The 23,526-nt window shown below is 72.1% G+C and carries 18 protein-coding genes; 8 read left to right on the plus strand and 10 right to left on the minus strand.

Annotated features, from left to right (window positions below; translation table 11 throughout):
- Positions 1-24 precede the first annotated feature (24 nt).
- The 5 genes from QRN89_RS18000 to QRN89_RS18020 form a co-directional block, all read right to left on the minus strand.
- Complete coding sequence (locus QRN89_RS18000; protein WP_290350446.1) at positions 25-2,883, minus strand: ABC transporter permease; 2,859 nt, start codon at positions 2,881-2,883, stop codon at positions 25-27.
- Positions 2,880-3,638, minus strand: coding sequence for an ABC transporter ATP-binding protein (locus tag QRN89_RS18005; protein WP_290350447.1), 759 nt, complete (start codon positions 3,636-3,638; stop codon positions 2,880-2,882). Before QRN89_RS18005 ends, QRN89_RS18000 begins: the two co-directional genes overlap by 4 nt.
- 212 nt (positions 3,639-3,850) lie before the next feature.
- On the minus strand, positions 3,851-4,468 hold the full coding sequence (locus tag QRN89_RS18010; protein ID WP_290350448.1) for a PadR family transcriptional regulator: 618 nt from the start codon (positions 4,466-4,468) through the stop codon (positions 3,851-3,853).
- Between the two features lie 326 nt (positions 4,469-4,794).
- On the minus strand, positions 4,795-5,706 hold the full coding sequence (locus QRN89_RS18015) for a hypothetical protein (RefSeq protein WP_290350449.1): 912 nt from the start codon (positions 5,704-5,706) through the stop codon (positions 4,795-4,797).
- 310 nt (positions 5,707-6,016) lie between these two features.
- On the minus strand, positions 6,017-7,675 hold the full coding sequence (locus QRN89_RS18020; protein WP_290350450.1) for a protein kinase domain-containing protein: 1,659 nt from the start codon (positions 7,673-7,675) through the stop codon (positions 6,017-6,019).
- A 309-nt stretch (positions 7,676-7,984) separates the two neighbouring features.
- Between QRN89_RS18020 and QRN89_RS18025 the strand changes: the two genes are divergently transcribed.
- Complete coding sequence (locus QRN89_RS18025; protein ID WP_290350451.1) at positions 7,985-9,616, plus strand: protein kinase domain-containing protein; 1,632 nt, start codon at positions 7,985-7,987, stop codon at positions 9,614-9,616.
- Between the two features lie 27 nt (positions 9,617-9,643).
- Here QRN89_RS18025 and QRN89_RS18030 read toward each other — a convergent pair whose 3' ends face one another.
- The 3 genes from QRN89_RS18030 to QRN89_RS18040 form a co-directional block, all read right to left on the minus strand.
- Positions 9,644-10,702: a phosphotransferase gene (locus QRN89_RS18030; RefSeq protein ID WP_290350452.1), complete on the minus strand. Its 1,059-nt coding sequence runs from the start codon at positions 10,700-10,702 to the stop codon at positions 9,644-9,646.
- 15 nt (positions 10,703-10,717) lie between these two features.
- Positions 10,718-11,152, minus strand: coding sequence for a pyridoxamine 5'-phosphate oxidase family protein (locus QRN89_RS18035; protein ID WP_290350453.1), 435 nt, complete (start codon positions 11,150-11,152; stop codon positions 10,718-10,720).
- Between the two features lie 483 nt (positions 11,153-11,635).
- Positions 11,636-12,295, minus strand: coding sequence for a response regulator (locus QRN89_RS18040; protein ID WP_290350454.1), 660 nt, complete (start codon positions 12,293-12,295; stop codon positions 11,636-11,638).
- A 321-nt stretch (positions 12,296-12,616) separates the two neighbouring features.
- Here QRN89_RS18040 and pdhA point away from each other — a divergent pair, with 321 nt between their 5' ends.
- Genes pdhA through QRN89_RS18055 form a run of 3 tightly spaced genes read left to right on the plus strand, consistent with a single transcriptional unit; the run spans position 12,617 to position 16,219 of the window.
- Positions 12,617-13,783 (plus strand): pyruvate dehydrogenase (acetyl-transferring) E1 component subunit alpha, encoded by a 1,167-nt coding sequence (pdhA, locus tag QRN89_RS18045; RefSeq protein WP_290350455.1) that lies wholly within the window; start codon positions 12,617-12,619, stop codon positions 13,781-13,783.
- A 2-nt stretch (positions 13,784-13,785) separates the two neighbouring features.
- Positions 13,786-14,766, plus strand: coding sequence for an alpha-ketoacid dehydrogenase subunit beta (locus tag QRN89_RS18050; protein ID WP_290350456.1), 981 nt, complete (start codon positions 13,786-13,788; stop codon positions 14,764-14,766).
- Positions 14,767-14,776: 10 nt separating this feature from the next.
- A complete protein-coding gene (locus QRN89_RS18055; RefSeq protein ID WP_290350457.1) occupies positions 14,777-16,219 on the plus strand; it encodes a dihydrolipoamide acetyltransferase family protein in 1,443 nt (480 codons plus the stop codon).
- Positions 16,220-16,309: 90 nt separating this feature from the next.
- On the opposite strand, the gene QRN89_RS18060 is transcribed toward QRN89_RS18055, so the two are convergent.
- Positions 16,310-17,233, minus strand: coding sequence for a D-alanyl-D-alanine carboxypeptidase family protein (locus QRN89_RS18060; RefSeq protein ID WP_290353755.1), 924 nt, complete (start codon positions 17,231-17,233; stop codon positions 16,310-16,312).
- A gap of 285 nt (positions 17,234-17,518) precedes the next feature.
- On the opposite strand from QRN89_RS18060, the gene QRN89_RS18065 reads away from it, so the two are divergent.
- A complete protein-coding gene (locus tag QRN89_RS18065; protein WP_290350458.1) occupies positions 17,519-18,172 on the plus strand; it encodes a GntR family transcriptional regulator in 654 nt (217 codons plus the stop codon).
- Positions 18,169-19,470 carry an MFS transporter gene (locus tag QRN89_RS18070; protein WP_290350459.1) on the plus strand — a complete coding sequence of 434 codons (1,302 nt, stop codon included), beginning with the start codon at positions 18,169-18,171 and terminating at the stop codon, positions 19,468-19,470. Before QRN89_RS18065 ends, QRN89_RS18070 begins: the two co-directional genes overlap by 4 nt.
- Positions 19,471-19,752: 282 nt before the next feature.
- On the opposite strand, the gene QRN89_RS18075 is transcribed toward QRN89_RS18070, so the two are convergent.
- Positions 19,753-20,577 (minus strand): maleylpyruvate isomerase family mycothiol-dependent enzyme, encoded by an 825-nt coding sequence (locus tag QRN89_RS18075; protein WP_290350460.1) that lies wholly within the window; start codon positions 20,575-20,577, stop codon positions 19,753-19,755.
- Between the two features lie 165 nt (positions 20,578-20,742).
- Between QRN89_RS18075 and QRN89_RS18080 the strand changes: the two genes are divergently transcribed.
- Both QRN89_RS18080 and QRN89_RS18085 read left to right on the plus strand, forming a co-directional pair.
- Positions 20,743-21,546 (plus strand): carbon-nitrogen family hydrolase, encoded by an 804-nt coding sequence (locus QRN89_RS18080; protein ID WP_290350461.1) that lies wholly within the window; start codon positions 20,743-20,745, stop codon positions 21,544-21,546.
- A gap of 126 nt (positions 21,547-21,672) precedes the next feature.
- The gene (locus QRN89_RS18085; RefSeq protein ID WP_290350462.1) at positions 21,673-23,490 is read left to right on the plus strand and encodes an NHL domain-containing thioredoxin family protein; all 1,818 of its coding nucleotides are present in this window, start codon (positions 21,673-21,675) and stop codon (positions 23,488-23,490) included.
- The last annotated feature ends 36 nt before the right edge of the window (positions 23,491-23,526 follow it).

The raw sequence follows: 23,526 nt of genomic DNA on the forward strand, positions 1-23,526 counted from the left end.
TCGTACCGCGTGTCCCGAAGGGGCTCAGCTCGCCTCGCGGCGGGCCAGCGCTCCCCGGGACCGGGTGACCAGGGCCGCCAGCAGGGCCGCGCCGAGCGGCACCGCGACCAGCAGCGCGGCCAGCGTCTCCCACGGGATGACGATCGTGGACGTCGGCGGGGTCAGGCTCCCGCCCCAGCCGGAGTCGAGGGCCTGCTCGTACCACGTGAGCTCCTGCCGGTGCTCGGTGAGCCGCAGGCCGATCGCCGGCAGGACTCCGGCGGCCGAGCCGAGGACCACACCCATCGCGGCGATGACTCCGCACTGGAATCCGCTCAGCGTCCGGCGGACCCGGGGAGGGGCTCCCACGGCCGCCAGCGTCTTGAGGTCGGCCTCCGCGTCGGCCTGCGCGAGCCCGGTGGCGATACCGGCCGCCCCGATCGTGATCAGCCCGGCGAAGACCGTCAGAGCCAGCAGAACGATGCTGTTGTCGCTGGTGTAGCCCTCTTCGATGTGCAGATCGATGCTCGCACCCGTCTTGTCGAGCTCGCCTTCCAGCTTCTGTCGCTGCTCGCTGCCGGGTGTCCCGTCCGTGGAGTAGTACGCGCCGAGCGGGACGGTGGTGAGGCCGGACGTCTTGGCCGCCGCCGGCGGCAGGATCATGGCCACGCCGTAGGCGTCGACGTCGTCGGCCGCCTGGTGGGCGGGGAAGGACTTGACCACGCCGGGGACCTCCTTGTCCTGCTCGATCGCCCGGTTCGCGGCCTCCATGTCGGTGATCAGCCGGATGCCGACCGCACCGCTCTTGTCGAGGTTGCGCTTGTCGAAGGAGACGGCCTTGCCGTCGGCGAGGGCCTTCGCGGCGGCGGGATCGTCGACGGCGAGCACCTTCAGCAGTTTCTCGTCGGCGACGAGCACCCCGCTCTCCGTGTAGACCATTCCGGAACTCTCCTTGCACCGCCAGTCCTTGGCGAGTGCCCGACGCTGAGCCTTGGAGAACTTCTCCGCGGGGTCCTCGTCGCCGGAGGTGCCCCACAGCGGGCACTGGTTCGCCTTGGGCACGACGATCTCGTAGGAGCCGCACTCCTTGCCGCCGCCGTACGGCGTGCAGCCCTTGTTCCCGACGACGATCCGGTCCACATCGGCGCGCACATCCACCGGCAGGTACTTCTGCACCATGGTGCGGGCCGCCGGAACGTCCCGTCCGCCGCCTTCGGTGATGACCATCGAGACCGCGCCGTGCGGCAGCCGCGCTTCGTACGCCGCCTCCGCCTGGGCGTCACTGCTGGAGGCGTACGTGGCCACGGCGACGGTCCCGGCGACCGCGGCGAGCACGGCGGCCACCGCCGGTGCCGTGCGGCCGCGGTTGCGCACGGCGTCCCGCAGCGCGAGCCGCGGCGACAGCGGCAGCCAGCGACCGGACCGGCCGAAGAGGCCGACCAGCGCGGGCGTCATGGCGACCACGCCGAGCTCCGCCAGGGCGCTGCCGCCCGCGACGATGATGAACTGCTCGGTGAGCAGCGAACCGTAGAGGGCGATCGCCGCGCCGAGCACCACGGCGACCAGTCCGAGCACGGGCAGCACCCGGTTGCTGCGGCGAATACCGCGGCGCCCGGTGAGCGAGGCCAGAACGGTCTGCCGAGAGGCGGTCACGGCCGGGACGATCGCGGCCAGCAGGCCGGTGACCACGGCGAGCAGTCCGATGCCGAGCAATTCCAGGGGCCGGATGTCGAAGCTGCCGAAGCGCGCGCCGATGTAGTCCTCCAGCAGGGGGCGCATCGCGAAGGTCAGCACCAGGCCGAGGACCGTGCCCACGACAGCGGAGGCGAGGCCGATCACCAGCCCGCCGGCCAGGACGATGGCCCGGATGTGGCGGCGGTCGCCGCCGTTGGCGCCGACCAGCCCGAGCTGGCGGCGTGAGCGCCGGGCGCCCACCGCGAAGGCGGGCCCCGCCAGCAGACAGATCTCCAGCATCGCCAGACCGACGACCGTGCCGACCGCGGCGAGCGCGGCGGCCCGGGCGGCGGTGCTCTGCCCGTAGTCCCTGCTGTCCCAGCCCTTGTGCTTGTACAGCGGCACGTCCGCGTCGGCCGGCGGCGAGAGCTGCACGGCGCGCGACAACACCGAGACGCCCTTGGTGTTGATCTCCTGGACCATGTTCCACGTGAAACCGCCGGGCACGTTGACCAGGTAGCTCGTGGACTTCCCGGTGCCCGACAGGCCGTCTGCGCTGAGCGCCTTGTCGAGGGGGTCCAGCAGCGCGCCGGGGAGCGCGTTGACCTGGTCGCTCTTCAGCGAGTCCGGCAGTTCGTAGGAGCCGGTGATCGTGTACTCGCGGTCCAGCCCGCGCGCCACCAGCTTCGAACCCACGCTCAGCCCGCTGGACTCCAGGAAGTGGGTCGTCGCCGCCACCTCGTCGGGCGTCTTCGGGAAACGTCCGCTGACCGGAGTCATGATGCCCTCGGCCATCGGATCGGTCGCCCTGAGCTCCCGGATCTCGGCGTTCAGCAGCCCGTGCGCGGTGCGCAGCTTTCCGGAACCGGCCGAGTCCTCCAGGGCCTTCGCGCCTGCCGGGAGGGCCTTGCGGACATCCGTGCTGCCCTCGGGCCAAGCCTTGTCCTCGAAGTCCCCGACGGGGTCGACGCCGTTGCCGTCCGGGGTCTGGTGGATGGGCACCCCACCGGTGTGGGCATCCTTCACCTGGGCGTCGGCGCGGCCGAGTGTCCGCTCCAGGGTCTGTTCGGTGGAGAGCTCGGCGCTGCGCAGGGTCAGATCGGCGGCGCTCACCCCGAGGATCGGCAGGGCGATCATCGCCAGGACGAGGAAGCTGCGTCCCTTGGAGCGGACGGCGTCGCGGCGGGCGATACGGATCGCTGCGCGCCAGGAGTGGTACCAGTTCCTCACCGCTCGGCCGCCTGCCCGCTCAGCAGGGAGTCCGCGTCGCTGCGGACGGTCTGGTCGACGACCGAGCCGTCGCGCAGGAAGACGACCCGGTCCGCCCAGGCGGCGAAGCGGGGTTCATGGGTGACGAGGATGCCCGCCGCTCCCGCGTCGCAGCGGGTGCGCAACAGCGCGAGGACGGACTCGCCGGTTTCGGAGTCCAGCGCGCCGGTGGGTTCGTCGGCGAGCACCAGACGGCGGTCACCGACCAGCGCGCGGGCGATGGCCACTCGCTGCTGCTGTCCGCCGGACATCTCGTCGGGGAACCGGTCGGCGAGATGACCGAGGCCCATCTCGTCGAGCGCCGCGACGGCCTCGGACCGGGCCTTGCGGGCGGATCGGCCGTCGAGTTCGCGCGGCAGCGCGATGTTCTCCGCGGCGGTCAGCGCCGGTATGAGGTTGTAGTCCTGGAAGACGTAGCCGATGCTGCGCCGGCGCAGGGCGGCGAGCGTCTTGCGGTCGGCGGTGGTGATGTCGGTGTTCTCGACGATCACCTGGCCCGACGTGGGTGTGTCGAGACCGCCGGCGATCGTCAGGAGCGTGGACTTCCCGGAGCCGGACGGGCCCATGACGGCGACGAGTTCACCGGGGAACACATCGAGGTCCACACCGCGCAGCGCGTGCACTTCGGTGGCGCCGCTGCCGTGCACCCGGGTCAGATTCCGTAGTTGCAGGACGGGCTGTTGGGACTGCTGGGGCTGGTGGGAATGGTCGGACATGAGAGGTCCCCTTTGGCGTACGCCTGGCGCGTACGTGAGCGGATGTGGAAGGCGAGGTGCGTGGGAGGCACCGGGGTGAGGTGCCGGGAACGTGCCCCTGAGGAGGGCCGGGTGGAGCGGGCGAGCGACGCCGGGCGTACGGCGGGGCTTTCACCGGGGACGGCGGTGGATCGATGCCGTCCCCTGCCACCGGCCCCGACGGGGGGCCGGGCTCAGCCGGGCCTCCTCCGGTGACCGTGGACGGGCGCCGCAGCCCGGGCGGATGGGGGTGCGGGCTCCGGGCGCTGTTCCGCCGTCGCCGCGGAGAGCCGGATGAGCCGGGCCTCGCAGTGGTCGAGCCAGCGGGCTTCCGCCTCGGTCTGGAAGATGAGCTGCTCCAGCACGAGCAACCAGGCGATCTCGTCCCGGTCGGCGGGCGCCGGGTCCAGTGCCTGGGCCTTGAGCCGGGTGTAGTCCTGCATCGCCTTCACGGTGTGGCGGCGCTGGGACTGGATGACATCGCGGATGTCGACGGCCGGCGCGCCGACCGCCATGGCGAGCTTGATGGCCAGTTCGTCGCGCGCGGGGCTGGTCCGGTCGACGGGCCGGCCGAACCAGGCCCTCAGCTCGTCCCGTCCGGTGTCGGTGATGGCGTAGAGCGTGTGTCCGGCCTCGTCCTCGCCGTCCTGGACGACCATGCCGTCGCGTTCCAGCCGGTTCAGGGTCGTGTAGACCTGGCCCACGTTGAGCGGCCAGGTCGCCCCCGTACGGGACTCGAACTCCGTGCGGAGCTGGGAGCCGTAGCGGGGACCGTGTTCGAGAAGGGCGAGGAGCCCGTGCCGGATCGACATACCGAGTATGTATACCGGGTATGTCGCCGGCGACCAACCGCCCTGAGACGGACGTCGGGCGTAGGCCGTACGGGGGACACGCGGACCCGGGGAGGACGACACCCCCGTACGCACCCGGACGAAACGGTACGACGCGCTCCGCCCTGGGAGGCACGGGCGCGTCGCGGGGCGGAGGGAGGACGGGCGCGTGGGCCGGACGGAGACGGACGGGCGCCATGGGGGCGGAACCGGGGCGGGTCGAGCGGATCGCGGAAGCGTCCCCGGCGGGTTGCGGGTTGCGGGTTGCGGGTTGCGGGTGCGGCTGGGCTGCGGCTGCGTGTGCGGGCTCAGCCGCGGCGCAGCCGCAGCCCCATGTATCCGAGTCCCAGTCCCATGAGGGCACAGCCTGCGCCCAGCGTCAGCACCGGGATCTGGCGTTCGAGCGGCTCGGACACGGGCTGCTGGTGGGACTCGCCCGCGGCGGCGGGGGAGGCGTCGTCCGCGGGCGTGGACTCCGAGGGGGACGGGGCGTCGGACGCTTCCCTGGACCCGTCCTCGGCCTCCTCGTGCGGCGCCACGTTCTCGTCGCGCCGGCGCTCGTGGTCGTGGCCGAGACCGTGGTCGTCATGGCCGTCGTGCGGCCGAACGGGTGACGTCGGCACGGTGAGCGAGGGAGCGGTGGTCCGGCCGGGCCGCAACCGGCCCTCACCGGCCTGCCGCCCGGCCAGCGACGCGGTGGGCGACGGATCGGGGCGTGCGGCGGCGTTCTCGTCCGGTGGGGTGTGGGGCTTCCCGGCTTGCCCTGGGTGCGCCGGCGGACGATCGCCGTCCGCATCAGGGACCGTTTCCGGTGCCGCGAGGCCGGAGGCCCGCGCGGCCGACGGCGCGCCGTGCGCCGGGCGGCCGTGCGTCCACCGGCCCGGGCCGCCCTGTCCGTCCCGGCTCCGCCCCCGGGACCGCTCGCGATCCCCGTTGCGCGCGTCATGGCCGTACCGCCCGCTCTGGCCGCGGACCTCGCCGTCGTACTGCTCGCTCCGGCCGTGCGCCCCGCCGTCGTACCGCCCGTCCTCGTCGCGATCGAGGGCCCCGTCCCGCCCGTCTCCGCCGTTCTCGCCGCCCGCTCGCCGGCCCTCGCCGTCCCCGCGCGACTCCACGGCGCGGGTCAGGGGGCCGTCGGCGTAGGCGTACGTCGCCACGGGCAGGGCGAGCACCAGTGCCGCGAGGGTCGTCGCGCAGTGCGTGCGGAGCTTCGGAGTCACGAGGTGACCCCCTCCCGAGCCGGGGCGCCGAGGTTTCGGACTCAGCGTCACATGGCCGGGAACTTCCGGCATCCCGGGTAAAACCGGACTTCTTGGCGGTGAGCGGATCGGCACGAACGCGTGCCGGGCCGCTCACTCCCGGGGCCGCTCACTCCCAGGACCGCTCACTCCCGGGCAGTTCGCTCTCGGGGCAGTTCGCTCTCGGGGCAGAAGCCCCGCTCGGCGTGCGAGGGGCGCTCCGCGCGGTCCCTGGGCCGTGCCGGACAGGGCCCCGTCCTGCGGGCGGACGGCGCCATGTGTCGGACACGGCCTAGTAACCCGGGTTCCCCGTGCCGACCGTCAGCTCGAAGGTCTGGTTGCCCGGCACCACGGCGGTGCCCTCCGTCGGGAACTGGTTGATGACCTGGTCCTCGGCGAACTGCGGGTCGTCCTTTTCCGTGACCTTGAACTTCCAGCCCGCGGCCTGCAGGCACGACTTGACGGAGATCACGTCCTTGTAGACGAAGCTCGGCGCCTGGACCTTCGCCGGGTCGTCGCTGTCCTCCGTGGCGTCCGTGCACTCGTCCGTGTCGATCGTGCGATTGCGCTCCGGGGGCTTGTGGCCCGCGACCGACGGTGCCGACACCGACGGGTCGGCGCCGCCTCCGCCTCCGCTTCCGCCTTCGTCGTCGCCCTTGTTCAGGGAGAGCGCCGTGATCACTCCACCGACGGCGAGGAGCGCCACGACGACCGAGCCGACGACCAACGGCATGTTCCGCCTGCCGCTGCCGGACGGTGCGGGGACGCCGGTCGGCTGGGGCGAGAGGTGGTACGCGGGGGGCACCGGGGTCTGGGTCTGGTACGCCGGGACCGGGGCCTGCTGCGGGTAGCCGTAGCTCGGGGCGGGGCCCGGCACCGGGGCCGGGGTCGACGGGCCGTACGGACCGGGCTGGAACGGCTGCTGGACGCTGCCCGGGCCCGGAGCCGGGGTCGACTGGTCCACCGGCGGGAACACCGCGGAGGCCACGCCCGAGCCGCTGTTCGTCGTCGGAGCGCCCTGCACGATGACCGGCGCGTGCGTCTGGCCGGCGCTCGCGACGCGCAGGCACTCGTCGCGCATGGCGGCGGCGCTCGGGAAGCGCTCGTTCGGGTTCTTCTTCAGCGCCCGTGCGACCAGGGCGTCCATCGCCGGGGTCACCGAGCGGTTGATGGAGGAGGGGGCGACCGGCTCCTCCTGGACGTGCGCGTACGCGATCGCCAGCGGCGAGTCGGCGTCGAACGGCAGCCGGCCCGTCAGCAGCTGGAAGAGCATGATGCCGACCGAGTAGAGGTCGGAGCGGGCGTCGACGCCGCGTCCGAGGGCCTGCTCGGGCGACAGGTACTGCGGGGTGCCGACGACCATGCCGGTCTGGGTCATCGACGTGACGCCCGACTGCATGGCCCGGGCGATGCCGAAGTCCATTACCTTGACGACGCCGCGCTTCGTCATCATCACGTTGCCGGGCTTGATGTCCCGGTGGACCAGTCCCATCTCATGGCTGGTCTCCAGCGCCGCCAGCACGTCGGCGGTCACCTTCAGCGCCTTGTCGGCCGGCATCGCGCCGAACTGCCGGGTGTCCTCCTGGAGGACGGACCCGAGCGGCTTGCCCTCCACGTACTCCATGACGATGTACGGCATCACGCCGCCGTCCCCCGCGGCGGAGCCGCTGAACGCCACGGCGTCCTCACCGGTGTCGAAGACCGACACGATGTTGGTGTGGGACAGCTTGGCGACGGCCTGCGCCTCGCGGCGGAAACGCTCGCGGAAGGACTGTTCCCGGCCGAGTTCGGTGTGGAGGGTCTTGATGGCGACCTGCCGGTCCAGCGCACTGTCGTACGCCAGGTACACCGACGCCATCCCGCCTTCGCCGAGAAGGTCGCGAAGCTGGTACCGGCCGCCCGCTACCGAACCGCCCGCGTAGCGGCCGCTGTGTGCGCCGTCCTGGCTCATGACTGTGCTTCCCCCTAGGCACGCACACCGTCGAGCGGTGGCCGCGGTGATCCGGATTACGGGGCAAGTCTGCCCGAGGGCAGTAACACGTCAAGCCGGGTGCCCGTTCCGTGACCGTACGCACAAGAAGCGTCTCGCAAGCGTTACAGGAACCGGACGTGAGTGGTCCGCCGTGGCGGCGGCGGGTTCGCCGACCGGTCCATCCCGGACCGGCGTGTCACCGGAAGCCTGTAGCGTGACGTGTCGAACCACCGAGAGACGCCGCTCGCGCGCAGCGCGCGGCGCGGCAAGACACGACGGCGAGGACTGATGGCACCCGAATCCGAACCACATGGCGGCGGAGTGTCGGATGCTGCTGACTCCTGGGGCGTCGGCGGGCTCGTCGGCGACGGCCGGTACCGGCTGACCCACCGTCTTGGCCGGGGCGGTATGGCGGAGGTGTTCGCGGCGGAGGACGTCCGGCTCGGCCGGACCGTCGCCGTGAAGCTGCTCCGCGCCGATCTGGCCGAGGACCCGGTGTCCAAGGCGCGCTTCACGCGCGAGGCGCAGTCCGTGGCGGGCCTCAACCACCATGCCATCGTGGCCGTGTACGACTCCGGCGAGGACGTCGTGGACGGCCAGTCCGTGCCGTACATCGTGATGGAGCTGGTCGAGGGCCACACCATCCGCGATCTGCTGATCAACGCCGAGGCGCCGCCGCCCGAGCAGGCGCTCATCATCGTCTCCGGTGTCCTCGAGGCCCTCGCGTACTCCCACCAGCACGGCATCGTCCACCGCGACATCAAGCCGGCGAACGTCATCATCACCAACGGCGGCGCGGTCAAGGTGATGGACTTCGGCATCGCCCGTGCGCTGCACGGCGCTTCGACGACGATGACCCAGACCGGCATGGTCATGGGCACGCCCCAGTACCTCTCTCCCGAGCAGGCGCTCGGAAAGGCCGTCGACCACCGTTCCGACCTGTACGCCACGGGCTGTCTGCTCTACGAACTGCTGGCGCTGCGCCCGCCGTTCACCGGCGAGACACCGTTGTCCGTCGTCTACCAGCACGTCCAGGACATCCCGGTGCCGCCCTCCGAGGTCTCGGACGTGGCCCCGCCGGAGCTGGACGGACTCGCGATGCGCGCCCTCGCCAAGGACCCGGACGACCGGTTCCAGAGCGCCGAGGAGATGCGGGCGCTCGTGCAGTACGGGCTGCAGATGCTCCAGCAGCAGGGCAGCCACACCGGCGCCTGGAACACGGGCCCCGTCGAGATGCACGAGGGCGGCCACACCCCGGCGCAGGGCATGGGCGCGACGGCGGTGATGGGGCACCCGCACCACGGCGAGACCTCGTCCGGCCCGCTCCTCCCGCCGCGCAATCCGGAGGACGGCGCGTACAGCGTCGGACCCGGCGGTGGCAGGGGCGGCGGCAAGGGCAAGGTGTGGCTGTTCGTCGCGCTCGCGGTGATCGCGGTCGTGGCGGGCGTGGCCTTCGCGCTGGACCGGGCCGGCAAGCCCGGCACGAAGCCGAAGGACGACCAGAAGGTCTCCAGCACCCCGACCGAGTCCGACTCTTCGCCGACCCCCTCGGAGGAGCAGCCCGAGGAGGAAGAGCAGCCGGACCAGGGGACGAACGGCAATCAGGGCGAATGGCCGCCGAGCGAGCGTCCCTCCCAGCAGGAGCCGCAGCCGTCGCAGCCGCAGAGCCCGAGCCACGATCCCTCGGACACGCCCTCCGACACCGAGGGCACCACGGACGGGACGACGGAGGGCAACACCAGCGAGGGCACGGACGCGGGCACGTCCACCGGCACGGACGCGGGCACGTCCACGGGGACGGACGCCGGCACCACCACCGGTACCGACGCGGGTACGAGCACGGGCACGGACGCGGGCACGACGACCGGTACGGACGCGGGCGCGGACGCCGGCGCCACCACCGGAACCACACCGGGCTGATCCGGGCGGGCCGCCCGGCCGGCGCCGTCATCCGGCGAAGGCCTCGCACACCGCCTCGTACTCCCGCGTCCACCACACCGCCAGGGCCGACACCGCAGGGAACTGCGGGTCGGCCCTTCGGTCGTGCAGCTGGTAGCGCCAGCGCAGTATCCAGAAGTCGTTGAGCCGCTCCCACCACACCCGGTGCACGGCGGCTGCGAGTTCGGCCGGGTCCGCCCCGGCCGCACACCGGTAGGCGCGCGCATAGGCCCGTACCTTCGGGAGTTCCAGCCGGCCCGAGGGCCGCACGAAGAAGATCGCCGCGGCCCGTACCGCCTCCTCGGCCCGCGGCTGGACGCCCAGCCGGTCCCAGTCGACGATCGCGGCCGGCTCCGCGCCGCGGTGGTCGCCCCGGTAGAGCAGGTTGAGCGGGTGGAAGTCCCCGTGCACCCAGCCCCCGACGGCGGCGGGCGGCGGCCTGCGGTGCGCATGGCCTTCCAGCAGGGCGCGGCGCTCCCGCAGCCGGTGCTCGGCGAGGGCGTCGAAGCTGTCCCTGGGGCGGTGGGCGCGGGCCAGTTCCAGCAGTGCGTCGATGAGGGCGAAGGTCTCCTCGGGGTCCGCGCTCTCGTGCGGGCGGACCGCCTCACGTCGCTCCCCCGGCTCCGCGTCCATGACCCGCTCCAGACCGGTGTGGACCAGACCGAGCAGCGCGCCCAGCCGACGGGACTCGACGGTGGTGAGCTGGGCGCCGCGGCGGTGCCGGCCGTCCACCCAGGGGTGCAGGGCGTAGCAGCGGCCGCCGATCACGGCCACGGTGTCGCCGGACCTGTCGGCCACGGGCGGGGCGACGGGGACGCCGAGCGACTGGAGGCGGCGGACGGCCCGGTGCTGGCGGGCGATGGTCTCGCGGTCCGCGGTCGGCTCGTCCACGTGCTGTTTGAGGAAGTAGGAGCCGCGTGTGGTGGCGAGCCGGTAGCCGCGGTTCAGCAGGCCCTGGGTGACGGGTTCGCAGGAGAGGGGTTCGCCGGTGTCCTCGTACCGGCGCAGCAGCTCGGCGAGAGGGGGTGGGGCAATGGGGGGTGGGGCAATAGCAGATGAGCGCGGCACCCGTCAGATGTTAGATCACTCAGCGTGTCGCCGGTGTCGCTGCTCGGGACAGTCCAGGGTGTGCACGGTGACGAAGCGGGGCGTAAGGCGCATGTAGACCGGCTCGAAGGGTTCGCCGTCGACATGGAGCGGGGCCTGGCCGAAGCGCGGGATCTCCTCGTCGGCCGGCCGGACCAGTTCCGCGGTGCCGGTGATCTGCACCGACCAGTGGCCCGCGGCGGGGTGGCCGAGGTTGTCCGCGCCGTAGGCCACCACCGTGCCGGCGCAGGCGTGGTGGTAGCCGGGGCGGCGGTGGAGACGCAGCAGGACGGAGCCGTCGGAGACGACGTGACGGGCGGGCACGACCGTCAGCATGGCGCTCATGGTGGTGGCCAGCCGGCCGTACGGGACCCGCGACAGCAGCTCCACGGCGCGGAGTTCCTCGGCGGAGCAGAGATCCTCGATCGGCATGGTTCCACTCTCCGAGGCCCGCACGTGCGGGGGACAGGGCCGCCCGCCCCCAGTGCGGGGGGCCTTTCGTCCCGGGCGCTGTCGTGCCCCGCGCGGGGTGCCGGGCTGCCGCGGCCCGCGGCCCGGGCGCACGGCCCGCGGACCCGCCGCCTCCGCCGGCGACCACCCGTCAGCCGCGCCCTCCGATCTCACCGGGCAGTACGGCCCGCGCCCTCCGATCTCACCGGCCACTACGGTCCGCGCCCTCCGACCTCACCGGCCACTACGGCCCGCGCCCCGGTGGACAGCGCTTCCGGTCCTACGGGCCCGTCGGGCGACGTCTCCCGCCTCGCGAACCGTCCGTCTCCCGCCCTTGCACGGCCCGGCGGACCTCCCTCGCGCCTCACGGCCCCGGCCGTCCCAAGGCCCGCCCCGGACGCGGCTCACCCGGACGGCTTCGCACCGTCCGGGTGGATTACCGCGCTCCGGGTGTGGACGCGGCGCTCAGTGCCGCTCGGCCTGGAGCCGTGCCACGTACGCGGCGGCCTGGGAGCGCCGTTCCATGCCCAGCTTCGACAGCAGGCTGGAGACGTAGTTCTTGATGGTCTTCTCGGCCAGGTGCAGCCGCTCGCCGATGGCCCGGTTGGTCAGCCCCTCGCCGATCAGGTCGAGGATCCTGCGCTCCTGGTCGGTCAGGCTCGCCAGCTTGTCGTCGGTCTTGGGGGCGTTCCCGTCCCGCAGCCGCTCGAGGACGCGCGCCGTCGCGACCGGATCGAGCAGGGACTTTCCCGCCGCCACGTCCCGCACGGCCGTCAGCAGCTCGGCACCGCGGATCGCCTTCAGGACGTAGCCCGAGGCCCCGGCCATGATCGCGTCGAAGAGGGCCTCGTCGTCCGCGTACGAGGTGAGCATCAGACATTTGATGTCCTCGTTCTGCGAACGAACCTCGCGGCAGACCTCGACCCCGCTGCCGTCGGGGAGCCGTACATCGAGGACCGCCACGTCCGGACGCACCGCAGGGATCCTGACCAGGGCATCTGCCGCCGTACCGGCCTCGCCGACGACCTCGATGTCGTCCTCGACGGAGAGCAACTCGTACACGCCGCGGCGGACCACCTCGTGATCGTCCACCAGGAATACGGTGATTTTTCCTTCTTCGTGCACGGCCCAAGTCTCACATACTCACTCTTCCCATGCCGGGGTGACCGGGATACCGTGCCCGTGTTCCGGCAGCCGGCAAGGCTGTGACCAGTGGTTGTTCCCGTATTTCTCGATTTACTTGGAAATCCAAGCAAAATCGCAGGTCAAATGGGGTTTCGCAGGAATGCGCCCCACTGGGTAACGTGCCTTTGGCAGGCGCTCGCCGGGGCACCTGTCACGCCTGTTCCCGGCCGAGCCGCACCCACCCCGTGCACCGTAGGGACCAGGCGAGCCCCACTGGACCCCGGCGGACCCCGGGGGCCGGACAGACGGAGGAGCACGCACGTGACCGTGGAGAACACTGCCGCGCGCAAACCGCGCCGCAGCAGTAAGCGCGTCAGCGCCGCGAAGAAGCCAACGAGTGCCGAGCCCCAGCTCGTACAGCTGCTGACGCCCGAGGGTGAGCGGGTCCCGAACCCGGAGTACGACCACTATGTCGCCGAACTCGGCCCGGAGGAGATCCGCGGGCTCTACCGGGACATGGTCCTCACCCGCCGTTTCGACGCCGAGGCCACGGCGCTGCAGCGCCAGGGCGAGCTGGGCCTGTGGGCCTCGCTGCTCGGCCAGGAGGCCGCCCAGATCGGCTCCGGCCGTGCCCTGCGCGACGACGACTACGTCTTCCCGACCTACCGCGAGCACGGCGTCGCCTGGTGCCGCGGGGTGGACCCGACGAACCTGCTGGGCATGTTCCGCGGCGTGAACCACGGCGGCTGGGACCCCAACAGCAACAACTTCCACCTGTACACGATCGTCATCGGCTCGCAGACGCTGCACGCCACCGGCTACGCGATGGGCGTCGCCAAGGACGGCGCCGACTCCGCGGTGATCGCGTACTTCGGCGACGGTGCCTCCAGCCAGGGCGACGTGGCGGAGTCGTTCACCTTCTCCGCGGTCTACAACGCCCCGGTCGTGTTCTTCTGCCAGAACAACCAGTGGGCGATCTCCGAGCCCACCGAGCGCCAGACCCGGGTGCCGCTCTACCAGCGCGCCCAGGGCTTCGGCTTCCCCGGCGTCCGCGTCGACGGCAACGACGTGCTCGCGTGCCTGGCCGTGACCCGGTCCGCGCTGGAGCGCGCCCGCCGCGGCGAGGGCCCGACGCTGGTCGAGGCGTTCACCTACCGCATGGGCGCCCACACCACCTCCGACGACCCGACCCGCTACCGCCACGACGACGAGCGGGTGGCCTGGGAGGCCAAGGACCCGATCCTGCGGCTGCGGAAGTACCTCGCCGCCCAGGGCCTCGCCGACGAGGCCTTCTTCACCGATCTCGACGCGGAGAGCGACGCGCTCGCGAAGCGCGTCCGTGAGGCGGTGCGCGCCATGCCCGACCCCGACGACATGGCGATGTTCGACAATGTCTACGCCGACGGGCACGCCCTCGTCGACGAGGAGCGCGCGCAGTTCGCCGCGTACCAGGCGTCGTTCGCCGACGCGCCGCAGGAGGGCAAGTAGCCATGGCCGTAGAGAAGATGTCGCTCGCCAAGGCGCTCAACGAGTCGCTGCGCAAGGCCCTCGACACCGACCCCAAGGTCCTCGTCATGGGCGAGGACGTCGGCAAGCTCGGCGGAGTCTTCCGCATCACCGACGGGCTCCAGAAGGACTTCGGCGAGGAGCGGGTCATCGACACCCCGCTCGCCGAGTCCGGCATCGTCGGCACCGCGATCGGTCTCGCGCTGCGCGGCTACCGCCCCGTCGTCGAGATCCAGTTCGACGGATTCGTCTTCCCCGCGTACGACCAGATCGTCACGCAGCTCGCGAAGATGCACGCCCGCGCGCTGGGCAAGATCAAGCTTCCGGTCGTCGTCCGTATCCCCTACGGCGGTGGCATCGGCGCGGTCGAGCACCACTCCGAGTCGCCCGAGGCGCTGTTCGCCCACGTGGCCGGCCTCAAGGTCGTCTCGCCGTCGAACGCCGCCGACGGCTACTGGATGCTGCAGCAGGCCATCCAGAGCGACGACCCGGTGATCTTCTTCGAGCCGAAGCGTCGCTACTGGGACAAGGGCGAGGTCGACACCGAGTCCATCCCGGACCCGCTGCACGCCGCCCGGGTCGCCCGCGCCGGCACCGACATCACCCTCGCCGCCTACGGCCCGATGGTGAAGGTGTGCCTGGAGGCCGCCGCGGCCGCCCAGGAGGAGGGCAAGTCGGTCGAGGTCCTGGACCTGCGCTCGATGTCCCCGATCGACTTCGACGCCGTCCAGAGGTCGGTGGAGAGGACCGGCCGGCTGGTCGTCGTGCACGAGGCCCCGGTGTTCTACGGCTCGGGCGCGGAGATCGCCGCCCGCATCACGGAGCGGTGCTTCTACCACCTGGAGGCGCCGGTCCTGCGGGTCGGCGGATTCCACGCTCCGTACCCGCCCGCCCGGTTGGAGGAGGAGTACCTTCCGGGACTGGACCGGGTGCTCGACGCCGTCGACCGCTCGCTGGCGTACTGAGGAGAGGGTCGTGACGACGATGACAGACGCTTCCGCCCGCTTCCGTGAGTTCAAGATGCCCGACGTGGGCGAGGGACTCACCGAGGCCGAGATCCTCAAGTGGTACGTCCAGCCCGGTGACACCGTCACCGACGGCCAGGTCGTGTGCGAGGTCGAGACCGCCAAGGCCGCCGTGGAGCTGCCCATCCCGTACGACGGAGTGGTGCACGAGCTGCGCTTCGACGAGGGCACCACCGTGGACGTCGGCACCGCGATCATCACCGTGGACGTGGCGCCGGGCTCCGGCCCGGCCGAGGAGCCGCCGCCGGCGGCCACCGAGCCCACGGTCGCGGCAGCCGAGCCGGAGGCCCCGGCGGAGGACAAGCCCACCGGCCGCCAGCCCGTGCTGGTCGGCTACGGCGTGGCCGAGTCCTCCACCAAGCGCCGCCCCCGCAAGGGCACCTCGGTGCCCGAGCAGGCCCAGCCGGCCGCACAGGCCGAGGCCAAGGCGGCCGTCCAGGCCGAGCTGAACGGTCACGGCACCGCGGCGCCCGCCGCGCCGCGCCCGCTGGCCAAGCCCCCGGTCCGCAAGCTGGCCAAGGACCTCGGGGTCGACCTCGCCACGGTCGTGCCCAGCGGCCCCGACGGGATCATCACCCGCGACGACGTCCGGGCGGCCGTGGCCCCGGCCGAGGCCCCCGCGCCCCCCGCGGTGCCCGAGCCCGTGGTCGCGGAGACCGCGGCGGCGCCCTCCGGGGCGGCGGTGGCCGGTACCCGCGAGACCCGGATCCCGGTCAAGGGCGTCCGGAAGGCCACCGCTTCGGCGATGGTCGGCTCGGCCTTCACCGCGCCGCACGTCACCGAGTTCGTCACGGTCGACGTCACCCGCACGATGAAGCTGGTCGAGGAGCTGAAGTCCGACAAGGACATGGCCGGGCTGCGGGTGAACCCCCTGCTGCTCATCGCCAAGGCGCTGCTGGTCGCGATCAGGCGCAACCCGGAGGTCAACGCCGCCTGGGACGAGGCGAACCAGGAGATCGTGCTCAAGCACTACGTCAACCTTGGCATCGCCGCTGCCACCCCGCGCGGTCTGATCGTGCCGAACATCAAGGACGCGCACGACAAGACCCTGCCGCAGCTCGCCGAGGCGCTCGGCGAGCTGGTGTCCACGGCCCGTGAGGGCAGGACGACCCCCGCCGCCATGCAGGGCGGCACGGTGACGATCACCAACGTGGGCGTCTTCGGGGTCGACACCGGCACGCCGATCCTCAACCCCGGCGAGTCGGCGATCCTCGCGGTCGGCGCGATCAAGCTCCAGCCGTGGGTCCACAAGGGCAAGATCAAGCCCCGCCAGGTCACCACGCTGGCGCTCTCCTTCGACCACCGACTGGTCGACGGCGAACTGGGCTCCAAGGTCCTGGCCGACGTCGCCGCCGTGCTGGAGCAGCCGAAGAGGCTCATCACCTGGGCCTGACCGGCCGGTTCACCACGCGACACCGCACGAAAGAGGTCCCGGGACGCCGCCGCGTCCCGGGACCTTCTCGTTGTTCGGCGGGTGCGGTGATCAGTCCCGCTGGGCGCCGGCCGGGAGCGAACGCAGCTCCATCGTGCGGGCGGTGGTGGAGGCGAAGCCGAAGTCGAGCAGCTTCGCGGCGTCCGTGAAGCGGTTGTCGCCGGTCGTCGAGGCGAGGACGACACCGGTGTAGGTCTTGCCGTTGCGCGTCGCGGCGAAGACGAGGCAGGGGCCCGCGGTCGTGCCGGTGCCGGTCTTCACACCGATGGCGCCGCTGTAGGAACCCAGCAGCTTGTTGGTGTTGTACCAGGTGTACGTGCGGGTGCCGCCGGTGCTGGTCGTGGCCGCGGCCTTGTACGACGTCGGCTTGACGACCTCACGGAAGACGGAGCTGCTCATCGCGTGACGGGCCAGCTTCGCCAGGTCCCACGGGGTCGTGTAGTTGTTCCCGGTCGTGGAGATGCCGTCGAACGAGTCGAACTTGGTGTTGACCAGGCCGAGCTGCTTGGCCTTCGCGTTCATCTTGCCGATGAAGGACTTCGTGCGGGCGGAGGTCGTCGTGCCCGTGCCGAAGGTGTCGGCGAGGGCGTACGCGGCGTCGCAGCCGGACGGCAGCATCAGCCCGGAGAGCAGCTGGCGGACGGTGAGCTTGTCACCGGTGCGGAGGTCCGCGGTGCTGGCGCCCTCGCGGGCGACGTAGTTGCGGTACTCGGCCTTGACGGTGACCTTCTTGTTCAGGTCCACGCCCGGGATGGTGAGGACCGTTATGGCCGTCACCAGCTTCGTCGTGCTCGCCATCTGGCGGCGCGTGTTGTTGGCCTTGCCGTAGACGGGCTTGCCGTCCGCCTGGTCCAGCAGGAAGCCGCCCTTGGCGGTGATGGACGGGATCGGCGTGGCCGCCTGTGCGGGGGCGGCCAGGGGCGAGGCCGTCAGCAGCAGACCACCCGCGAGAGCGACGGTGGCGGCGCGGCGCAGGCCCTTGTGGCTGGTTTTCAAAGGAAACGCTCCGAATAGTCGCGTATGCGTCGAAAGCCTGGGCTTCCAAAGTCGATTGGGACCTGAAGAAAGAACGATCCCGATAGAAGACACGTGAGGGGGGTGAAGGGATGTACGGATGTGGCGTGTGTCTCGCAGGACTTTCCGGGTCTGTCCTCGTGCTCCCGGGCCGGCTCCCGCACGCCGCGCGGTCCCGCCCTCCGCTCCGTCCTGCATGGTGGACACGAGCTGCTGTTGCACACCTGTTGTATCTATGCTGTGCGCATGCCCGCCGCCCCCGTGAGACAGCCCCCTGCCGCCGAACGCGTCTACGCCCACATCAAGCAGGCCGTCCTCGACCGCCGCTACGAGGGCGGCACCCTGCTCACCGAGGGCGAACTCGCCGAGGCCGTCGGGGTCTCCCGCACCCCCGTCCGCGAGGCACTCCTCAAACTGGAGATGGAAGGGCTCCTCAAGCTCTATCCGAAGAAGGGCGCGCTCGTCCTCGCCGTCTCCGCGCAGGAGATCGCCGACGTCGTCGAAACCCGGCTCCTGGTCGAGGAGTTCGCCGTCCGCCGGGCCGTCCCCGCCCCGCCCTGGCTGATCGAACGCCTGGAGGAACTGCTCGAGGAGCAGAAGCGGCGCGCCGAGTCCGGCGACCTCGCCGAGGTCGCCGTCACCGACCGCTGCTTCCACGCGGAGATCGTCCGCCACGCCGGCAACGAGATCCTCTCCCGCCTCTACGACCAGCTCCGCGACCGCCAGTTGCGGATGGGCGTCGCCGTCATGCACTCGCACCCCGACCGCATCGCCAAGAACATCGCCGAGCACGCCGAGATGCTGGACGCCATCAGGACCGGTGACACCGAGCGGGCCGCCGCCTGCGTGCACCAGCACCTGAGCTGGGTCAAGGTGCTGGTCCGGGGTGAGGAGCGGTGAACCGGGAGTCCGCCGCACTGCCCGGCGATCCCCCCGGCGGGCGCCGGGCGGCCCTCGTCTGGGGCATCGGGGTCGCCGTCTACTTCGTCGCCGTCATCTTCCGCACGTCGCTGGGCGTCGCCGGACTCGACGCCGCCGACCGCTTCGACGTCAACGCCTCCGCGCTCTCGACCTTCTCCATACTCCAACTGCTCGTCTACGCGGGCATGCAGATACCCGTCGGCCTCATGGTCGACCGGCTCGGCACCAAGAAGGTGCTCACCCTCGGCGTCGTCCTCTTCACCGCCGGACAGCTCGGCTTCGCACTTTCCCCCTCCTACGGCACGGCCCTCGCCGCACGGGCCCTTCTCGGCTGCGGCGACGCGATGACCTTCATCAGCGTGCTGCGGCTCGGCTCCCGCTGGTTCCCCGCCCGTCGCGGCCCGTTCGTCGCCCAGGTCGCCGCGCTGTTCGGCATGGCGGGCAACCTGGTCTCCACGATCGTGGTCTCCCGGATGCTGGACGGCCTCGGCTGGACCGCCACCTTCGCGGGCAGCGCGGCGGCCGGAGCGGTCGTTCTCGTCCCGCTCGTCCTCTTCCTCAAGGACCACCCCGAGGGCCGGGAACCGCCACCCGCCGAGCACGCCGGGGCGGCCTTCGTCCGCCGGCAGATCGCGCTCTCCTGGCGCGAACCCGGCACCCGGCTCGGGATGTGGGTGCACTTCACCACCCAGTTCCCCGCGATGGTGTTCCTGCTGCTGTGGGGACTGCCGTTCCTCGTCGAGGCCCAGCGGCTCTCCCGGGAGACCGCGGGCGGGCTGCTCACCCTCGTGGTCGTGTCCAACATGGTGGTGGGACTGGTCTACGGCCAGATCATCGCCCGGCACCACGCCGCACGGGCGCCCCTCGCCCTCGGCACGGTCGCGGCGACGGCCACGGTCTGGGCCGCCACCCTCGCCCACCCCGGCGACCGGGCCCCGATGTGGTTGCTGATCACCCTGTGCGCCGTCCTCGGCGCCTGCGGACCCGCCTCGATGATCGGCTTCGACTTCGCCCGGCCCGCCAATCCGCCGGAGCGCCAGGGGACGGCGTCCGGCATCGTCAACATGGGCGGCTTCGTGGCCTCCATGACCACGCTGCTGGCGGTGGGCGTGCTGCTGGACGTCACAGGCGACGACTACCGCATCGCGTTCTCGTCCGTCTTCGTCCTGGAGACGCTGGGCGTGACGCAGATCCTGCGACTGCGGGCCCGCACCGCACGGCGGGAGCGGGAGCGGCTGGTGGCGAGCCGGGTCGAAGCGGTGCACGTCCCGGCGTGAGCCACGCGGTGCGCGCCGGGGGCGGACGCGAACCCGCGTGCCTGGACGGCCGCACGCCCACCCGCCGGACGTTGCAGGGCCGCCGCCGCGTGCCGACCATCACCGAGGCGGAGTTCCCGGCGTGCCGCGAGGCCGTCGAGCGCGACGGCCGGACCGCCGGCGCCCGGGCGCCGGCGAACCACAGGCCACGGCGCCGCGGGCCGCTGACGGACCGCCGGCGCCCCGGGCCGCTGACGGACCACAAGCCCGGCGCCACTGGTCATCGCGGCGACGGGCCAGGACCTAAGGCGTCACCGCGAACGATTCCAGGATCGCCGCCGCGAGGTCGGCGTCGCCCTCGATCTTGATCCGGTCGGCCACGGCCGCCGGCCTCACCCGACCCGCCGCCAGCCGCACGTACGTCTCCCAGTCCAGCGCCAGCGTCGCGGCCGGGCCCAGCGAGGGCGCGCCGTCGATGGTGCCGCGCCCGTCCGCGTCGACCCGCACCGTCCGCAGGAACTCCACAGGACCGTGCACGTCGAAGACCACGGCCGAATGCGGCGGCGCCCCGGCGTCCTTGGCGACGACCCTCGGCAGTACCGCGAGGAAGTTGTCACGGGCGACGAGCGCGCCGGGGGAGTCGAGGTTGCCCGGCTTGTCCAACGCGACGCGCAGGTCCTGTTCGTGCACCCAGATGTCGAACGCCCGCATCCGGTAGGCGAGTTCCAGCGTCTGCTCCGCACCGAGCGGAGCACGCACCAGCGTGTCGGGCGCCCGGTTCTCGTTCCGCAGCTGCCGGTTCCGCCGGATGATCGTGTACTCGAGCTCGGAGGTCATCTCCGGCGCCGTGTGGTGCCGGCGCACATCGACCTGCATCTCCATATAGCGGGCGAACTCGCTGCGCACATGGTAGAGATCGCGCGGCAGGGTGTGGATCGGGCGCGGGTCGCCGAGCATCTCGCACTCCATGCCGATGACGTGCGACACGATGTCGCGCACCGACCAGCCGGGGCACGGCGTCGCGCGGTTCCACTCCCCCTCGGTGAGCGGCTGCACCAGCTCGGATATGGCTTCGACGGAGTGGGCCCAGGCGTCGGCGTAGGTCTGGAGACTGGGATGGACGGTCACGGAACCCCTCGGCGGTCGTGCGCGGGCTGGGTGCAGGCGGCTGCCGGGGGTCCTGGGGGTGACCCCCGGGAGAGAACAGTACGCTGCCCTTGGGCACCCCGGCAGTGCTTTCGTGTGACGATCGTAGGCCCGTGTTGACGGCTCGAATGCCAGGACGGTGGTAGTGTGCGCGCCTCACTCATCCAGATCGCAGTAGACCGGGACGAACCGGTGGATTCCCGCCGTCGCCGAGCGGCCGAACTGGTGGGGGAACAGCGCGGGTCCGACCTCGTCGTCCTCCCCGAACTCTGGCCCGTCGGGGCCTTCGCGTACGAGTCCTTCGAGACGGAGGCCGAGACGCTGGACGGCCCGACCCGCCGCATCATGGCGAAGGCCGCTGCCGATGCGGGAGTCTGGCTGCACGCCGGCTCCGTCGTCGAACGGGCCCCCGACGGCCGCCTCTTCAACACCTCGCTCGTCCTCTCCCCCGAGGGGCGCCTCGCCGCCGTCTACCGCAAGATCCACCGCTTCGGCTTCGACAAGGGCGAGGCCGTGATGATGGCCGCGGGCGAGGACCTGGTGACCGTACGGCTGCCGGAGGCCACCCTCGGCCTCGGCACCTGCTACGACCTGCGCTTCCCGGAGCTCTTCCGCGGTCTGGTCGACGCCGGTGCCGACGTCCTCGTCGTCCCCGCGGGCTGGCCCGAGCGGCGCCGTGCCCACTGGACCCTCCTGGCGCGGGCCCGCGCGGTCGAGAACCAGGCGTACGTCCTCGCCTGCGGCACCGCCGGCACCCACGCGGGCGTGGAGCAGGCGGGCCACAGCATCGTCGTCGACCCCTGGGGAGACGTGCTCGCGGAGGCGGGCGCCGGCGAGGAGGTCCTCACGGTCGACCTCGACCCGAAGAAGCCGGCGGCGACCCGCGACCAGTTCCCGGCCCTCAAGGACCGCCGGCTGGGCCTGGCACCGCCGGCCGCCGCCCGGCCCTGACGCTCCGCGGGCCCCGCCCCCCGTGCCGCCGCGACCCGGCGCGGCATCCCGGGAGGGGCGGCATCTCGCGGACCCGGCGCTGGACCGCCCGGGGGCACGCACTCCGGAAGTGGCACCCTTGAACGCATGAACGCCGCTTCCCCCGCGCCCCGCCGCCGTGCCCGTGTCCGTGCCCCCGAGCTGATCGGCAAGGGCGGCTGGCTGAACACCGGAGGCAACGAGCTGACCCTCGCCGACCTGCGAGGACGCATCACCATTCTCGATTTCTGGACGTTCTGCTGCATCAACTGTCTGCACGTCCTGGACGAGCTTCGCGAGCTCGAGGAGAAGCACCGCGACACCACGGTGATCATCGGTGTGCACTCGCCGAAGTTCGTGCACGAGGCCGAGCACCGGGCCGTCGCCGACGCCGTCGAGCGGTACGAGGTCCACCATCCCGTCCTCGACGACCCCGAGCTCGCGACCTGGAAGCAGTACGCGGTCCGGGCGTGGCCGACGCTCGTGGTGATCGACCCCGAGGGGTACGTCGTCGCGCAGCACGCCGGGGAGGGCCACGCGCATGCCATCGAGCGGCTCGTGGAGCAGCTGGAGATCGAGCACGAGGCGAAGGGGACCCTGCGGCGGGGGGACGGGCCCTATGTGCCGCCGGAGCCGGTCGCGACGGATCTGCGCTTCCCGGGGAAGGCCGTGCGGCTGCCCTCCGGGGGGTTCCTGGTCTCGGATTCGACGCGGCACCAGCTGGTCGAGCTGGAGGCGGACGGCGAGACCGTCGTGCGGCGGATCGGCGACGGTGACTTCCGCGAGCCGCAGGGGCTGGCGCTGCTGCCGTCGGGGAAGGTGATCGTCGCCGACACCGTGAACCACGCCCTGCGGACGTTCGACCCCGGGACCGGCGCGATCGAGCGGGTGGCGGGGACGGGGCGGCAGTGGTGGCAGGGGTCGCCGACGTCGGGGCCGGCGCTGGAGGTGGATCTGTCCTCGCCGTGGGACGTGGCCTGGTGGCAGGGCAAGGTGTGGATCGCGATGGCGGGTGTCCACCAGCTGTGGACGTACGACCCGGAGACCGGCACGGTCGAGGTGGCCGCCGGCACCACCAACGAGGGCCTGGTGGACGGCCCGGCGGCCGAGGCGTGGTTCGCGCAGCCCTCCGGTCTGGCCGCGACCGAGGACCGGCTGTGGATCGCGGACGCGGAGACGTCCGCGCTGCGCTGGATCGGCACCGACGGTGTCGTGCACACCGCGGTCGGTACCGGTCTCTTCGACTTCGGGCACCGCGACGGGGAAGCCGGACAGGCCCTGCTCCAGCACCCGTTGGGTGTCACCGCGCTGCCCGACGGTTCGGTGGCGGTGTCGGACACGTACAACCACGCGCTCCGTCGCTACGATCCGGCGACCGGGACGGTGACGACCCTTGCGACCGATCTGCGCGAGCCGTCCGGCGCGGTGCTGGACGGCGACGAGATCGTCGTCGTGGAGTCGGCGCGGCACCGGCTGACGCGGCTGCGGCTGCCCGAGGAGGCCGTCCGGGTGGAGGCGGTGGCGCACCGTACGCAGCGTGCGGCCACCGAGGTGGCGCCGGGGACGCTGCGGCTCGACGTGGTCTTCCAGGCGCCCGAGGGGCAGAAGCTCGACACCCGTTACGGCCCCTCGACCAGGCTGCTGGTGTCGTCGACCCCGCCGGAGCTGCTGGCCGCGGGCGAGGGTGCCGGCACGGACCTGTTCCGGGAGCTGGAGCTGAATCCGGCGGTGACGGAAGGCGTGCTGCACGTGTCGGCGATGGCGGCCTCGTGCGACGATCCGGCTGGGGGCACCTCCCGGTCGGAGACTGGGGGAGAGTATCCGGCGTGCCATGTGCACCAGCAGGACTGGGGTGTTCCGGTCCGGGTGACGCGCGACGGTGTGGCGCGGCTGCCGCTGGTGCTCGCGGGTATGGACGACGCGTAGCCGGTCCCGGCGGTGCGGCCCGGCGGGTGGGGGTGG

Origin of the sequence: Streptomyces sp. HUAS CB01, assembly GCF_030406905.1 — a bacterium.
GTDB lineage: Bacteria > Actinomycetota > Actinomycetes > Streptomycetales > Streptomycetaceae > Streptomyces > Streptomyces chengbuensis.